Here is a 14,779-nt window from a genome sequence, read left to right as displayed (position 1 = left end):
GGAACCGTTATGCGCCCGGTGAACCCAGGGCGGTGCGCAAGGTGTCGCGGAGCCAGCGTTGGGCGGGGTCCGCGTCGAGGCGGGCGTGCCAGCGTAGCCGGATGTCGACTTCGGGCAGGGGCGCGGGGATGTCGAACCAGCGCAGGCCCAAGGTGTCGCCATAGTGGGTGGCGAGGCGGTGCGGGACCAGCCCGACGTAGGGGGTCTGTGAAACCAGCAGGGCGGCAAGGGCGGAGGTGGGCACGACGGCGGCGACGTGGCGGCGCAGACCTTCGGCGGTGAGCGCGTCGTCGAGGGGGCCGCGGGCGCGGCCGCGCCGCGACGCGGACACGTGCGGGTGTTTGCAGAGTTGGGCCAGGGTGGGGCGGCGGCGCCGGCCCAGCGGGTGCTCGGCGCGGACGATGCCGACGAGGTGTTCGCGGTAGAGCTCGGCGGTGTGGATGTCGGGGGCGGCGGCGGTGTCGACGCCGATGTCGAGGTCGATGGTGCCGTCACGTAACGCTTCGAGGCTTTCGTCGCCTTCGGGGACGAAGCGCAGGACCACGCCGGGTGCGGCGGCCGCGGTGGCCGCGACGGCGGCGGTGACCAGGGTCGCGGCGACGCCGTCGTTGATGCGGATGGCGAAGGTGCGCTTCAGTGCCGCGAGGTCGACGGTGCGGTCGGCGCTGATGAGGGCGGAGGCCTCTTCGAGGAGGGACCGGACGCGGGGTGCGGTGCGCAGCGCGAACGGGGTGGGGGCCATGGCGCGCCCGGCTCGCACCAGGATGGGGTCGCCCATGGCGCGGCGCAGTCGACCCAGGGCGCGGCTGGTGGCGGGGATCGACAGGTGCAGGCGTTCGGCGGCCGCGGTGACGCTGGCGTCCTGGAGCAGGGCGTCGAAGACGCGCAACAGGTTCAGGTCGAGCTGCTCGGTCATTGTTGCATCGTATGCAACTCTGGGTTACCGAAGTTGCGTCGCGCGGATGTAAGCCTGGTCCATAGCGTGCACTGTATGCAAACAAACCTTCTCCCCCAGGCCGTGACCGCGCCCAATGCGGTTGTCCGGCGGGGGCTCGTGTCGTTGATGTGCGCGTGTGTGGTGTTGGTCGTGGGGATGGTGGCCGCGATCAATCTGGCCGTTCCGATGCTGGCGGCGAGTCCGCTGCGGCCGTCGGCGTCGTCGCTGGTGTGGATCGTGGACACCTACGTGATCGTGTTCGCCTGCCTGGTGATTCCCGGTGGCGCGGCCGGTGACCGGTTCGGGCGCAAGGGGGTGCTGCTGGCCGGGCTGGGATTGTTCGCGGTCGGCGCGCTGGTCTCGGCGCTGGCGCCGTCGGTGGGCGTGTTGCTGGCGGGCCGGGCGATCACCGGCGCCGGGGCGGCGGCGGTGTTGCCCAATACGTTGGCGGTGTTGTTGCACGCGGTGCCGGCCGATCGCAAGCCCGCGACGATCGCGACGTGGGCGTCGATGACCGGGATCGGCGGCGTGCTGGGCAATGTCGGTGGCGGCGCGGTCCTTTCGGGCGGATCGTGGCGGTGGCTGTTCGTGGCCGCGGCACCATTGGCGGGGGTGCTGGCCGCGTTGGTGGCATGGGTCGCGCCGGTGTCGGGCCGCCACGATCGCCGTTTGGATCCGGTGGGCACGGTGTTGCTGGTCGCGGCGTCGGTGGCGCTGCTGGTCGGGATCGTGGAGGGTCCGGTCGCGGGTTGGGGCAGTGTCGTGGTGGTCGCCGGATTCGGGTGCGCGGCGGTGCTGTTCGCGGTGTGGACGGTGGTCGAGTTGCGGGTGGAGCATCCCTTGCTGGATCCGCGACTGTTCGCGTCGCCGGGGTTGCGCAGCGCTTGCCTGGGCATGACCGCGGTGTTCTTCGGGATGTTCGCGCTGTTCTATGTGAACGCGTCGTTCCTGCAGTACGCCAAAGGGTTCGGGGTGCTGCGCACCGGGCTGGGCATCATTCCGTTGACGGTTCCGGTCATCGTGGGCGCGCGCCATGTCGGACGGCTGTCGGGCCGGATCGGGGTGGATGCGACGATCGCGATCGCGTTCGGTTTCGTCGGCGGCGGCCTGCTGGGTCTGTCCACCACCGGCCTGCACACCTCCTACCTGGTGTACGCGGTGTGGCTGGTGGTCACCGGAATCGGTGTGACGCTGGCTCTTCCGACCTTGTCGGCGGCGATCACCGGCGCGTTGCCGCAGTCGCTGGCCGGGGTGGGTGCGGGATTGCAGGCCACGACCCGCGAGTTCGGGAGCGCGTTGGGTGTCGCGGTGATCGGCACGGTCCTGACCTCCCGTTTCGTGGCCGCTCTCCCGTCGGAGGTCCGCGCGGGTGGCGCGCACACCGTGGCGCAGGCTCGCGCGTTCGCGCCCGAGCGTGCCGATGCGATTGTCGCGGCGTTCGTTTCGGGCGCGGATGCCGGATTCCGGGTGGTCGGGGTGGCGGTGCTGGTGTCGGGTGTGCTCGTGCTCGGGCAGGCGGTGATGTCGCGTCGCGTGGCCCGGTAGCCGCGATCGGCGGTGGTGTCGGTGCGGTCTGCGACAGTGGCGGGTATGGATTCGGTGGCGTTCGGTGATGCGGAGGCGTTCGATGCCTGGCTCGAGGTCAATCACGGACGCGCGGAGGGGGTGTGGATTCGGATGGCGAAGAAGGGATCGGGGATCGCGTCGCTGACCGAGGACGAGGCGGTGGATGTGGGGTTGTGCTGGGGCTGGATCTCCGGGCAGCGCAAGGGCCTCGATGGCGAGTTCTATCTGCAGAAGTATGTGCCGCGGCGGCCCGGAAGCTTCTGGTCGCAGGTGAACGTCGACAAGGTGGCGGCGTTGACGGCGGCGGGGCGGATGCGGGGGCCGGGGCTGGCGGAGGTGCAGGCGGCGCGCGCGGACGGGCGGTGGGCGGCGGCGTATCCCTCGCAGGCGAACTTCACCGTGCCCGAGGATTTAGCGGCGGCCTTGGCAGGGCGGCCGCGGGCGCGAGCCGCGTTCGAGGCGCTCGACCGCACAGGCCAGTATCTGATCGTGTTGGACGTGCTGCGCACGAGAACGGCGAAAACGCGGGCTTCCCGGCTGGAGAAGGCCGTGAGCGGGCTCGAAAACCAGTGAAAGCGGCTGATTCCGGGCGACAGGCATCATGTCTGTCGCCCGGAATCGGTGTCAGTCCCGGTTGGTGGTGAGAACGGGGGCCAGGGTGCGCAGGACCGCGGTGGCGTCGTCACCGAGGACCTGGATGGCGACGTGGTCGGCTCCGGCCTGCAGGTGCTGGTTCAACCGGTCGGCGACCTGGTCGGTGGTGCCGTGGGCGACGACGGCGTCGACGTAGCGGTCGCTGCCGGGGGCGGTGAGGTCGGTGTCGTCGAGTCCGAAGCGGCGCAGGTTGTTGGTGTAGTTGCTCAACCCGAGGTAGAAGCCGGCGCGGTCGCGGCCCTGGGTGCGGGCGCGGGCCGGGTCGTCGTCGAGGACCACTTTGTGTTCGACCGCGAGCAGGGCCTCGGGGCCGAGGATGCCGCGCAGTTCGGCGGTGTGTTCGGGGACCGTCAGGTAGGGCAGCGCCCCGGCGGTGCGGTCGCGGGCCAGGCGCGCCACCCGCGGACCGAGTGCGGCCAGAGCGCGACCGTGCTGGGGGACGCCGCGGGCGTCGAGGACGTCGAGGTAGTCGACCAGCGCGTCATAGGGTTTGGTGTAGTCCGCGGTGTGTTCGCGGTGGCCCGCGCCGATGCCGAGCAGGAAGCGGCCGGGGAATTTCTCGTCCAGGCGCAGGTAGGTGTCGGCGGCGGCTTCGGGCGCCGAGGCCCACACATTGACGATGCTGGTGGCGACCACCAGTGATTCGGTCGCGCCGAGCAGTTGCTCGTAGCCGTCGAAGTCGGCGGGCGGGGAGCTGCCCAGCCAGATCGTGCCGTAGCCGAGTTCCTCCATCTCCCGCGCGGATTCCGGGGTGAACTGCGGATAGGGCTGCCACACGCCGAATGTTCCCAAGCCGTCGAATGCCATACCGGGCCTCAACGGTTCATGATCGGATTGCATTCCCCGGCGCGAAATCTTCCCGGTGCGACCCCGAATTCGCGTTTGAACGCTTTGGCGAACGCGTATTCGGAGGCGTATCCGGACTTTTCGGCCACGACGCGCAGCAGCAGGTCGGTGTCGCGCAGCAGCCGGGCCGCGCCGGTCATGCGCCACCAGGTCAGGTAGGTGAGCGGGCCGATGCCCAGGGTGGCGGTGAACCGTTGCGCGAACACCGATCGCGACACGCCCGCGCGGTCGGCCAGCGATTGCACGGTCCAGGGCTGACCGGGGTCGGCGTGGATGGCTTGCAGCGCGGCGTGCACGGCCGGGTCGCGCAGCGCGCCGACCCATCCGGTGTCGGAGGGGTGGGCCTGGTGCCAGGCGCGCAGCAGGAACAGCAGCAGCACTTCGAGCAGGGGCGCGATGGCCCCGGATCCGTCGGCGGTGTCGAGTTCGTGGCCGAGCAGGTCGATCGCGGCGCGCAGCGGGCTGTGGTGGCCGACGCGGGCGGGCAGATGGATCACATCGGGCAGTTCGGCCAGCGCGGGGTGCGGGCGGGCGTCGTCGAGAGAGTAAGCGCCACACAGCAATACGGTGTCGGGTCCGGCCGTGGCGGGGCCGGGGTCGCTGTCGGGGCGGTCGGCGATGGCGTGGCCGCGGCTGCGGGGCATGAACGCGACGTCACCGACCTGGAGGTGGATCGGGTCGCCGTCGTCGGGCAGCAGCCAGCACGAACCCTGCAGCACGACATGGAAACCGGCGCTGTTGCCGGCGGCGGGAAAGTGGGTGCGCCAGCTGCCGTGCCGGACGGTGCGGTTGGAATGCGGTGTGCCCAGCCGCATCGCGGCGACCGCGTCACTGAGGATGTCCACGAATCCCACCGTACCGGCGGCGCCCGCGGCCCCGGACGATCGGACATCGGGACCGGACTTTCGAGCATGGATCGTCCGAGTTGCCGTGCCTAGCGTGGGTTGCGAGCCGATTCCCGGCCGCATCCCTTCACCCGATGGAGTTGTCCCTCATGCGTATTGCCGTGCACGGCGCGAGCGGTTTCACCGGTTCGCTCATCGTCGCCGAACTCGCGCGCCGCGACCTGTCCCCCATCCTGGTGGGCCGCGACGAGACCCGGTTGCGGGCCGTCGCCGCCCGCACCGGGGTCCCCGACGCCGAGATCCGGGTGGCCGCCCTCGACGACACCGCCGCCCTGGCCGCCGCCTTCGCCGACAGCGACGCCGTCGTCAACGCCGCCGGACCGTTCACCCTGTGGGGCGAGCCGGTGGTGCGGGCCGCGATCGCCGCCCGCCGCCATTACATCGACACCACCGGCGAACCCGGCTATCTGCACACGATCCTGTCCACCTATGACGAACCCGCGAAACAGGCCGGGGTGGCGGTCGTTCCGGCCGTCACCGATGACGGGGTGCCCGGTGACCTGATCGCCGCACTCACCGCCGCCCGCCTCGACGCGCCGCTGCGGGAGGTCCGAATCGCCGATCTGCGCCGCCCGGGCGCGGCCTCGCGCGGCACGGCCCGGTCGATGGCCGCCATCGCCGTGCTCGATCAGGTCGAATACCGCGACCGGACATGGCAATCGGCCAACGCATCGGCCACCACCCTCAGCGAGCCCGGCGAACCGGACCCGGTGTCGGTGACGCCGCTGGCATTGCCGGGCGTCTACACCATCCCCCGCCACCTCGACACCCCGATCGTGCACGGGGTGATCCGCACCGAGATGGGTGAGATCTTCGCGGGCCTGGGTGGTGACGTCGCCGAGACGATTCCCGAGATCCCCGACGCCGACGCCTTGGCCGCGTCGCGCTGGCTGGTCCTGGCCGAGGCGACCGGTGTCGACGGCAGCCGGGCGCGGGGCTGGGTGAGCGGGTTCGACCCGTACGCGGCCACCGCGGTCATCGCTGTCGAGGCCGCACGCCGTCTCGCGCTCGACGGCGCTCCGGCCGGAACCCTCGCGCCCGCGCAGGCTTTCGACGCCGCGAGCTTCCTCGACCATCTCGCCACCACGGGGGTGCACTGGCAGGTCGAGGAGCTCACGAGCGTCTAGGGCTTCTCGCGTGCGCTAGGGGTTCGCGTCGACCTTCGGGAACGTCTCGGCCACCAGCGTGGTGAGGGCGTCGGCGAGCAGGTGGTGCACCTGCTCGCGGGTCAGGCTGCCGCGCACGATCCACTCGCGCCCGGCGGCCTTGACCAGACCGCCGTAACAGCGCACCAGCGCCCGCAATTCGGCCGAATGCAGCGAATCGTCGAGACCCATCATCGCCACCATGCGATCGGCTGCGGCGTAGTCGGCCTCGTCGAGGATGCGCTGCACCTCCGGATCGTCGCCGACGCCTTCGTGGCCGGTGACCTTGACCCAGGTGCTGCCGTGCTCGCCGATGGTGTCGAGCAGCCACGCCACACTGGCGTCCACTCGTTCCCGCAGCGATCCGGTGGGCACCGCCATCTTCTCCGGCCGCGGCAGCGTAACCATGCGGCGCACTACCGCCAGGTACAGGTCGCGCTTGTTGCCGAAGTAGTGGTTGATCAGCCCGCGCGCCACCCCGGCCCGCTGGGCCAGCTCGGCGGTCGACACCGCCGCGTAGGGGCGCTCGCCGAACATGTCGATCGCGCAGGACAGGATCTGCGCGCGACGTTCGTCGGGCTCGAGGCGGCGACGGCGCGTGGCGCCGTCGTCTGCCGAAGGGTCGGAGTTACCGCCGGGCCGGGGTGGCGCGGTGGGGTCGGAGTTACCGCCGGGCCTTGGCGGCGCGGTGGGGTCGGAGTTACCGCCGGGCCTTGGCGGCGCGGTGGGGTCAGAGTGAGCGGGCAATGAGATCCTTCATCACCTCGTTGGCTCCCGCGAGGATTCGCAGGACCCGAGCGCCGGTGTACAACTGCGAGATCGGGTATTCGGTCATGTATCCATAGCCGCCGAAGAACTGCAGGCAGCGATCCACCACATTACCGAGTTGATCGGTCAACCAGTATTTCGACATGGCCGCGGTGGGGATATCGAGCTCCCCACGCAGGTGCTTGCTGATGCAGTCGTCGAGGAACACGCGTCCGACCTTGGCGATCGTCGCGCACTCGGCCAGTTCGAAGCGGGTGTTCTGCATGGCGTAGAGCGGCTTGCCGAACGCCTCGCGGCCCTTGGTGTAGTCGACGGTCAGCTGCACGGCCTTCTCGGTCATGGCGACCGCGAGGATGGCGGTGACCAGGCGTTCCTGGGCCAGCATCTGCATCATCTGATAGAAGCCCTGGCCCTCGGCCTGCCCGAGCAGGTTCGACGCGGGCACCCGCAGGCCGTCGAAGAACAGCTCGGCGGTGTCCTGGGCCTTGCCGCCGATCTTGGACAGGATGCGGCCACGCTTGAAGCCGGGGGTCTCGTCGGAGACCTCGGCGAAGATCAGCGAGACGCCGGCCGCGCCCTGGGTGGGGTCGGTCTTGCAGGCGATGATGATGCCGTCGCACAGCCAGCCGTTGGAGATGAAGATCTTCGAGCCGGTGATGACGTACTCGTCGCCCTCGCGCACCGCGCGGGTCTTGATGTTCTGCAGATCCGAGCCGGTGCCGGGTTCGGTCATGCCGATGGAGAGCACCATCTCGCCGCTGGCCGCCTGGGGCAGCACCCGCCGTTTGAGTTCCTCGGAACCGAATTCGTGGATGTAGGGCGCGATGATCGAGGAGTGCACCGACATGCCCAGGGAGCCGTCCCCGGCGTGGGTCTGGGCTTCGATGATGGCCGCCTCGTGGGCGAAAGTGCCGCCGCCACCGCCGTATTCGGTGGGGATGGCCGCGCACAGCAGGCCCAGTTCGCCGGCCCGGTTGTAGAGGGCGCGGTCGGGGTGGCCCTGTTCGATGAACTTCTCGGTGTGCGGGATCACCTCCTTCTCGAAGAAGGTGGTCGCCAGAGTCCGTACCGCCTCGACCTCGTCGTCGCTCCATGCGGGGCGTGCCATCGCAGATCCTTCGCTTGCCTGAACGGGGGTGCGCAAATGCGCCTCGCCCCTAGGGTGCACGGCTATTGGCGTGGTGTCAACAACGTGTCAATACTCGGCCGACCGGGCCTGATTCACCTCGGCGAACGTCGTGAAAATCGGCACGTCCGGATCCGCGGCGATCCCCTGACGCCGCAGGAAACCATCGATCAACCCCCACGCCAACTCCGTGGCCTGCCCCACGAACTCCGCGGTCTGCGCCGCTGACGGCGTATCCGAATCCGACAGCCACAGATCGGTGATCGACACCATCGCACCGGTCAACGCGCGCGAGAGATAGTCCAGCCCCGCCGTGTCCAAGGGCACCGCCTCGGCCACCGACCGCGCCAGCTTCTCCAACCGCAGCGCCGCCTCACGCCCCAGATCCAACTGCAGCACCCCCGAGCCCGACTGCTGGATCACCGGGGCCTGCCCCAGATACCGGAAAACGTTGGGATGCTCCAGGATTCCGCGCGCGTACTCACCGAACACCCGCGTCAACGCCACCCGCGGCGGCTGCAGCATCAACGTCATATCCGCGCCCGCGGCCGCGAACGCCCGCCGCGACATGCGCGCCGCGATCTCGGTGAACAGATCCCCCTTGTCCGCGAACTGCCGGTACAACCGCGGCTTGGTGATCCCCGCCTCGCGCGCGATGTCATCCATGCTCGGGCGCGGACCCGCCCGATCGATCACCCGGATCGCCGCGTCCACGATCTCCTCACGCGACACCAGCCGAGTCCCCCCGGCACTGCTACGAACCACCCGCGCAGCATACATGTACCGCCGGTACGGCAGGTCCGCACGACAATCCCACTTGATTTCGGACCGATCGTACTGCCAGTATCGAATCCCGTACCGGCAGTACGCACAACCGGAAAGACGACGATGTCCGACCCAGCCCGCCAACTCGGCGACACCCTGCGCGCACCCCTGCCCGCAGCCTTCGACCAGCTCCCCGACAGCGACCTGGCCGAACTCCACCGCCTCCTCGAAGCCGCCAAGACCCACCGCCGCGACACCCTCGACGCAGCCCTCGGCTCCTCCCTCGACTTCGTCCCGCGCCTGCTGCGCCCCGCCGTCAAGAAAGCACTGGGTCTATGAGCGACCACCTCGCCGCCGTCGCCGAAACCACCAAACTCGCCCGCGTCCTGGGCCTCGACGACCCCACCGAACTCGACTTCCTCGTCGACCTCCCACCCGCCGCCCTGCGCGAATACCGCGAACGCGTCACCGACCTGCTCTTCGACCGCGACGCCAAACGCATGAAGGCCATCGCCACCGCCAGCGCCATCGTCCCCGTCGCCATCAGCTCCAAGATCGCCGAACGCGCCTTCGGACCCATCCTGTGCGCCGCCGTCGCCAGCGCCGTCGAACCCCGCCGCGCGGTCGACATCGCCAAGAACCTCACCCCGGCCTTCCTCGCCGAAGCCGCCGTCCAACTCGACCCCCGCCGCACCGCCGCCATCATCACCGCGGTCCCCGCCACCCTGGTCACCGACGTCGCACGCCAACTCCTGTCCCGCGGCGACCACATCACCATGGGCCGCTTCGTCCACGTTATCCCCGAACCCGCCCTGCGCGCCGCCGCCCCCGTCATGAGCGACCCCGACCTGCTGCGCATCGGCTTCCTGCTCGAGGACAAAACCGCCCTCGACCGCGTCCTGCACATCGTCGCCGACCGCGTCCCCGGCATCATCCGCGCCGCCCACGACCAGCAGATGTGGGCCGAAGGCATCGACCTGCTCGACAACATCGCACCCCACAACCGCGCCTGGATCGGCGACATCACCGCCGGCCTCGGCGTCGACGTCCTCGACGGCCTCATCACCGCCGTCGCCGAACTCGACGCCTGGACCACCCTGCTGCCCATCACCAGCGCCATGAGCCCCGACAGCCTGCGCCTGTTCGCCCAACGCCCCGCCATCCACGACGAACACATCCTCACCGCCATCATCGACGCCACCGCCACCCACGACCTCTGGCCCCAAGCCCTCCCGCTCGTCGACGCCGCCCTCACCCCCGACACCCCGGACACGGTGTGGCACACCCTCGTTCAGGCCCGCGACCAGATCCCCGCGGACCTGCTCACCCGGCTCGCCGACCGCGCCCGCGAACTCGGCCACGACCACCACGCCACCCAGCTCGAACCCCTCGGCATCGCCACCACCTGACCCCGCCGCCACCCACCACGCCCGGCCCCAGGTCACGGCCGGGCGACCGTCACACCCGGCGCTCTGGGAGAATGGCTCGGTCCACCGCCCCGCACACGAAGGATCACCGCAGCTCCGATGGCCGAGCAGACCACCCCGACCGACGCCCCGGCCATCGACCCCGCCGACCTGGCCACCTGCCTGCGCGTCCTCGAACAAGCCGGACAGCTCGACAAGGACCACCCGGACTCCGTCGCCGTGCAGCGCGCCGTCGGGCACATGTTCAAGAAGTTCAAGCGCAACAAGCGCATCGCCACCCGCGACGCCATCGCCACCGCCGACAAGGAAGTCGTGGCCGCCACCGCCACCGGCTCACCCAACCGCATCGACGACGAAACCGCCGGGATCCCGATCAGCTCCGCCACCGAAGGCGGCAGCGCCGGAACCCTGCTGCGGGCACGGCCCTGCTACATATGCAAACAGCGCTATACCCGCGTGGACGCCTTCTACCACCAGCTCTGCCCGGACTGCGCCGCCAAGAGCCACGCCAAGCGTGACGCCGGCACCGACCTCAGCGGCAAGCGCGCCCTGCTCACCGGCGGCCGCGCCAAGATCGGCATGTACATCGCGCTGCGCCTGCTGCGCGACGGCGCCCACACCACCATCACCACCCGCTTCCCCAACGACGCAATCCGCCGCTTCGCCGCCCAGCCCGACAGCGCCGACTGGCTGCACCGGCTCCGCATCATCGGCATCGACCTGCGCGACCCCGCCCAGGTCGTCGCCCTCGCCGACGACGTCGCCGCCCAGGGCCCGCTCGACATCCTCATCAACAACGCCGCGCAGACCGTGCGCCGCTCGGTCGGCGCCTACAGCGCCCTCGTCGAAGCCGAGAACGGACCGCTGCCCGCCGGCGAACTGCCCGACGTGATCAGCTTCGGCAAGACCATGCAGGCCCACCCCACCGCGCTGACCGCCAGCCTCACCCCCAACCTCACCGCCGCCGACATCACCGACCTCGCCCTGATCGCGGGATCGGCCACCCCCGAACGCATTTCGCAGGGCGTCGCCATCGACGCGGGCGGCCTGGTGCCCGACCTCGCCCACACCAACAGCTGGGTGCAGAACGTCGGCGAGGTCGACGCCACCGAACTGCTCGAGGTGCAGCTGTGCAACTCGGTCGCGCCGTTCATCCTCATCTCCCGACTACGCCCGGCCATGGCCGCCGCGCCCGCCCGCCGCAAGTACGTCGTCAATGTCTCCGCCATGGAAGGCGTCTTCGCCCGCGGCTACAAGGGCGCGGGCCACCCGCACACCAATATGGCCAAGGCCGCGCTGAACATGCTGACTCGCACCAGCGCCCGCGAGATGTTCGAGTCCGACAAGATCCTCATGACCGCCGTCGACACCGGCTGGATCACCGACGAGCGACCGCACTACACCAAGATCCGGCTGGCCGAGGAAGGCTTCCACGCACCCCTCGACCTGGTCGACGGCGCGGCCCGCGTGTACGACCCGATCGTCCGTGGCGAATCCGGTGACGACCTGTACGGCTGCTTCCTCAAGGACTACGAACCCTCCAACTGGTAGCCGACTCCCTTACCGACCCAGCCCCCTCCCCTCCTTGCTGTCTTTGAAGGCGAGGGGTTGTTTCTCGACCATTTTCGCGAAGGTGAGCATTCATGTTTAGATGCGCATATGTACGTAATCACATGACTTAATTGTCGAAATCAGCTCCCCCGAGCATCGGGCGGCCGCCAGAATTGGACGAGAAACTCCCCTACCCTGCGGGTTTCCCGAATTCGATCCACGTGCGCTCCCCCACCCCGCGTTCCCACCGCGGCCCATAATCGACACACGCACTCCCCCACCAGGACGGGTGATCTCATGAGCGCTAAGTCTGTGGCTGATGCATTGCGGGAGCGGTTGCCGTTCCTGCGCTGGTCGGTGATCCGATTCGCCTTGGGCGGGCCGACTTTCGTACGCACGGGTCAGGTCGGCGATGGCCGGGAGGAGGCGGCGCGGGCGTACGTGCTCGCCCACGGGACGGTCGGCGATCCGGACAGTGTGCTCGCCGCGTACGACGGCTTCGCGCGGACCCGCAGCATGCTGGTGAACGTCGGCGACGAGAAGGGGCTGATACTGGACGCGGCGGTGCGCCGAGCCAGTCCCGCGTCGGCCCTCGAATTGGGTGGTTACTGCGGGTACAGCGCGGTCCGGATCGGGCGGGCACTGGCGCCGGGCGCGCGGCTGGTGTCGGTGGAGCTCAATGCCGACAACGCGTCGATCGCGCGCACGTTGCTGGCGCACGCGGGGCTCTCCGATCGGGTCACCGTTGTCGTCGGCACGATCGACGACGGCGGCGACACTGTGAAGCGTCTGGTATCCGAGCACGGATTCGGCCCCGGCACACTCGATTTCGTCTTCCTCGACCACGACAAGAAGGCTTATCTGCCGGACCTGAAGACGATCCTGGAGGCCGGCTGGCTCCACCCGGGCAGCCTCGCCGTCGCCGACAATGTGCGCATTCCAGGAGCACCGGACTACCTGCGGTACATGCGCGAGTCCGAGGGCGCCACGTGGCGCACCGTCGAGCACCACACCCACGTCGAATACCAGTCGCTCCTGAGAGATCTCGTACTGGAGTCGGAGTACCTGGGCTGACCCGCACCTATCCTGGGGTCATGGTCTACCGGCTGCTGGCCGACGCGACCGCGGTCGTGCACTTCGCGTTCGTGGCCTATGTCGTGGTGGGCGGCTTCATCGCCTGGCGCTGGCCGCGCACGATCTGGCTGCATCTGCTCGCCTTCGGGTGGGGGTTCAGCACCGTGCTGTTCAAGGTCGAGTGCCCGCTGACGAATCTGGAGAACTGGGCGCGCCACCGAGCGGGCGAGGCGGGGTTGCCACCGAGCGGGTTCATCGACCACTACATCACCGGCGTGCTCTACCCCCGCAGCGCGTTGACAGAGGTACGGCTGCTGGTCGTGGTGTGTGTCGTCGTCTCCTGGGTGGGTCTCTACCTGCTGTCGCGGCGGCGGGCCGTCGCCTCGGGGCCTTGATCGCGCGGATCGGTGTCGTCGCCGGCCCGCGCGATCCCGGCCCGAAGTCGTCTATCCCGCGTGGGCGTCAACCAGTTCGGTGACGGCGGCCCAGGCGTCGAGATCGTCGAGGCGCGCGGCGAGGGCGCTGCGCATGCTGTCGGATCCCGCGACGCCGAGGGCGAGGCGGCGAGGCGGATTGTCACTGGCAACGGCGGTTCGGATGCCCGCCGCTACGCGCTCGACAGCGGAGAAGGCCTCGGCGGGCAGAGCCCCGATCGCCTGTTGCAGGGTACGGACCGTCTGGTCGTAATCGGCGTGGGTTGCCGTCGCCGCGGCGAGGTTGGACAGGAACGGTGTCGCGACCAGGCCGGGCTGGACGAGAGTGACGTGGACGTCGAGTGGCGCCAGTTCGGCGGCGAGCGCGTCGGAGAGCCCCTCGACGGCGTACTTGGTCGCGGCGAGCAGCCCGACGCCAGGATCGGCGGTCTGACCGTAATAGGACGAGCCTTGCAGAATGTGCCCCGATCTCTGATTCCGCAGCACCGGCAGTGTGGCGCGCAGGACGTTGAGGACACCGAAGACGTTGGTGTCGAAGATCGCCCGTGCTTGCGTGTCGGAGGCTTCCTCGACCGCTCCGAAGAGCCCGTAGCCGGCGAGGTTGGCGACGACATCGATACGGCCGAAGCGAGTCACGCTCTGCCCGACCGCCTTCGCGACGGCCGTCTCGTCGCGTACGTCCGCCTCGATGGCGAGCAGCTGGTCGGATTGCGCCAGTCCGGCAAGGGTTTCGGTGTGGCGAGCCACCGCGACAACGGCTTCACCGGCCGCCAGCGCCTGAATTGCGAGTTCGCGGCCGATGCCCGAGGAGGCGCCGGTGATGAACCAGACTCGCGAGGTAGTTCCTTCATTCGTCATGTTGCGACCGTAGCGGTTTAGAACGCAACTCTTCAAGAGGTTGCCGCGAACAAGTTGCGACCGAATGAGCTAACCTCGATCAGGCGTTGATATCGTGAAGGCATGGAGACACCGCGGTGGAACGACGATGCGGCTGCTCTGGTGTTGACGTTCGTCAACACCAGAGCTGACGGCGCGGGGAACGTCGAGATCTTCGGCACGGCTGCGGGATTCGCGCGGTGGGCGACCCAGCGCGGCCTGCTCGACACAGCCACCGTGGTGACCGACTCCGATGCGGTGGCCGCACGCGAGCTGCGCGACGCACTGGTCACGACATTGCTGACGCACGCGGGCGATCCGGATATCGGTGACGCGCAGGTCGTCGAAGCGGAACGGTACTTGCGGCAGGCCGGTATCCGGTATCCGCTGACGACGGTCGTCACCGCGCAAACGGCACAACTTCTCGCCGGCTCGTCCGGTGTCCCGGGCGTTCTGGGCAGTGTTCTCGCTGCGGTGACCGAGACGGCGCAGCGCGGGGACTGGATGCGGATCAAGGCATGCTGCAATCCCCCGTGCCACTTCGGCTTCGTCGATCGCACCCGCAACCGGGCGGCACGCTACTGCAGTCCCGGGTGCGGATCGCAGGTGTCGATGCGCGCGCTTCGGCAACGACGCAAGCAGGCCGATCCGGCCGCCGCGGGCGAATCCGCTTCGGGGCGTGCATAATCGCGCTGGTTGTCGAAG

Annotated in this window: 16 protein-coding genes; 9 read left to right on the top strand and 7 right to left on the bottom strand. The window is 69.4% G+C overall.

The annotated features are described in order from the left end of the window. Window positions 1-7: 7 nt before the first annotated feature. Window positions 8-916, bottom strand: coding sequence for a LysR family transcriptional regulator (locus ACWEOI_RS30605; protein ID WP_452361821.1), 909 nt, complete (start codon window positions 914-916; stop codon window positions 8-10). A 159-nt stretch (window positions 917-1,075) separates the two neighbouring features. Here ACWEOI_RS30605 and ACWEOI_RS30600 point away from each other — a divergent pair, with 159 nt between their 5' ends. Further along, on the top strand, window positions 1,076-2,482 hold the full coding sequence (locus ACWEOI_RS30600; protein ID WP_452361820.1) for an MFS transporter: 1,407 nt from the start codon (window positions 1,076-1,078) through the stop codon (window positions 2,480-2,482). Window positions 2,483-2,527: 45 nt separating this feature from the next. Next, window positions 2,528-3,076: a YdeI/OmpD-associated family protein gene (locus ACWEOI_RS30595; RefSeq protein WP_433673123.1), complete on the top strand. Its 549-nt coding sequence runs from the start codon at window positions 2,528-2,530 to the stop codon at window positions 3,074-3,076. 51 nt (window positions 3,077-3,127) lie between these two features. Here the strand turns inward: ACWEOI_RS30595 and ACWEOI_RS30590 are convergent, their stop codons facing one another. Together ACWEOI_RS30590 and ACWEOI_RS30585 are read right to left on the bottom strand one after the other, a co-directional pair. Next, on the bottom strand, window positions 3,128-3,964 hold the full coding sequence (locus tag ACWEOI_RS30590; protein ID WP_452361819.1) for an LLM class F420-dependent oxidoreductase: 837 nt from the start codon (window positions 3,962-3,964) through the stop codon (window positions 3,128-3,130). Between the two features lie 8 nt (window positions 3,965-3,972). Then, window positions 3,973-4,848, bottom strand: a complete 876-nt coding sequence (locus tag ACWEOI_RS30585; RefSeq protein WP_433673121.1) for a cupin domain-containing protein — start codon at window positions 4,846-4,848, stop codon at window positions 3,973-3,975. A gap of 149 nt (window positions 4,849-4,997) precedes the next feature. On the opposite strand from ACWEOI_RS30585, the gene ACWEOI_RS30580 reads away from it, so the two are divergent. Beyond that, window positions 4,998-6,035 (top strand): saccharopine dehydrogenase family protein, encoded by a 1,038-nt coding sequence (locus ACWEOI_RS30580; RefSeq protein WP_452361818.1) that lies wholly within the window; start codon window positions 4,998-5,000, stop codon window positions 6,033-6,035. 15 nt (window positions 6,036-6,050) lie between these two features. Here ACWEOI_RS30580 and ACWEOI_RS30575 read toward each other — a convergent pair whose 3' ends face one another. The 3 genes from ACWEOI_RS30575 to ACWEOI_RS30565 form a co-directional block, all read right to left on the bottom strand. Beyond that, window positions 6,051-6,611 (bottom strand): TetR/AcrR family transcriptional regulator, encoded by a 561-nt coding sequence (locus ACWEOI_RS30575; RefSeq protein WP_357083974.1) that lies wholly within the window; start codon window positions 6,609-6,611, stop codon window positions 6,051-6,053. 172 nt (window positions 6,612-6,783) lie between these two features. Continuing rightward, on the bottom strand, window positions 6,784-7,929 hold the full coding sequence (locus ACWEOI_RS30570; protein ID WP_433673119.1) for an acyl-CoA dehydrogenase family protein: 1,146 nt from the start codon (window positions 7,927-7,929) through the stop codon (window positions 6,784-6,786). Window positions 7,930-8,016: 87 nt separating this feature from the next. Further along, window positions 8,017-8,712, bottom strand: coding sequence for a TetR/AcrR family transcriptional regulator (locus tag ACWEOI_RS30565; RefSeq protein WP_452361817.1), 696 nt, complete (start codon window positions 8,710-8,712; stop codon window positions 8,017-8,019). 123 nt (window positions 8,713-8,835) lie between these two features. On the opposite strand from ACWEOI_RS30565, the gene ACWEOI_RS30560 reads away from it, so the two are divergent. The 5 genes from ACWEOI_RS30560 (at window position 8,836) to ACWEOI_RS30540 (ending at window position 13,159) form a co-directional block, all read left to right on the top strand. Beyond that, on the top strand, window positions 8,836-9,051 hold the full coding sequence (locus ACWEOI_RS30560) for a hypothetical protein (RefSeq protein WP_379099041.1): 216 nt from the start codon (window positions 8,836-8,838) through the stop codon (window positions 9,049-9,051). After that, entirely contained in the window at window positions 9,048-10,121 is a 1,074-nt protein-coding gene (locus ACWEOI_RS30555; RefSeq protein ID WP_452361816.1) for a hypothetical protein, read from the top strand. The genes ACWEOI_RS30560 and ACWEOI_RS30555 overlap by 4 nt, the downstream gene beginning before the upstream one ends. Window positions 10,122-10,238: 117 nt before the next feature. Next, window positions 10,239-11,690, top strand: coding sequence for an SDR family NAD(P)-dependent oxidoreductase (locus ACWEOI_RS30550; protein WP_433673116.1), 1,452 nt, complete (start codon window positions 10,239-10,241; stop codon window positions 11,688-11,690). A gap of 297 nt (window positions 11,691-11,987) precedes the next feature. Further along, window positions 11,988-12,764 carry an O-methyltransferase gene (locus tag ACWEOI_RS30545; protein WP_452361815.1) on the top strand — a complete coding sequence of 259 codons (777 nt, stop codon included), beginning with the start codon at window positions 11,988-11,990 and terminating at the stop codon, window positions 12,762-12,764. 20 nt (window positions 12,765-12,784) lie between these two features. Then, complete coding sequence (locus ACWEOI_RS30540; RefSeq protein WP_433673114.1) at window positions 12,785-13,159, top strand: DUF2784 domain-containing protein; 375 nt, start codon at window positions 12,785-12,787, stop codon at window positions 13,157-13,159. Window positions 13,160-13,210: 51 nt separating this feature from the next. Here ACWEOI_RS30540 and ACWEOI_RS30535 read toward each other — a convergent pair whose 3' ends face one another. Beyond that, on the bottom strand, window positions 13,211-14,056 hold the full coding sequence (locus tag ACWEOI_RS30535) for an SDR family NAD(P)-dependent oxidoreductase (RefSeq protein ID WP_452361814.1): 846 nt from the start codon (window positions 14,054-14,056) through the stop codon (window positions 13,211-13,213). A gap of 102 nt (window positions 14,057-14,158) precedes the next feature. On the opposite strand from ACWEOI_RS30535, the gene ACWEOI_RS30530 reads away from it, so the two are divergent. Further along, on the top strand, window positions 14,159-14,761 hold the full coding sequence (locus ACWEOI_RS30530; RefSeq protein ID WP_452361813.1) for a CGNR zinc finger domain-containing protein: 603 nt from the start codon (window positions 14,159-14,161) through the stop codon (window positions 14,759-14,761). Window positions 14,762-14,779 lie beyond the last annotated feature (18 nt).

This window comes from Nocardia sp. NPDC004340 (assembly GCF_053602575.1).
This window is presented reverse-complemented; position numbering and strand designations above follow the sequence as displayed.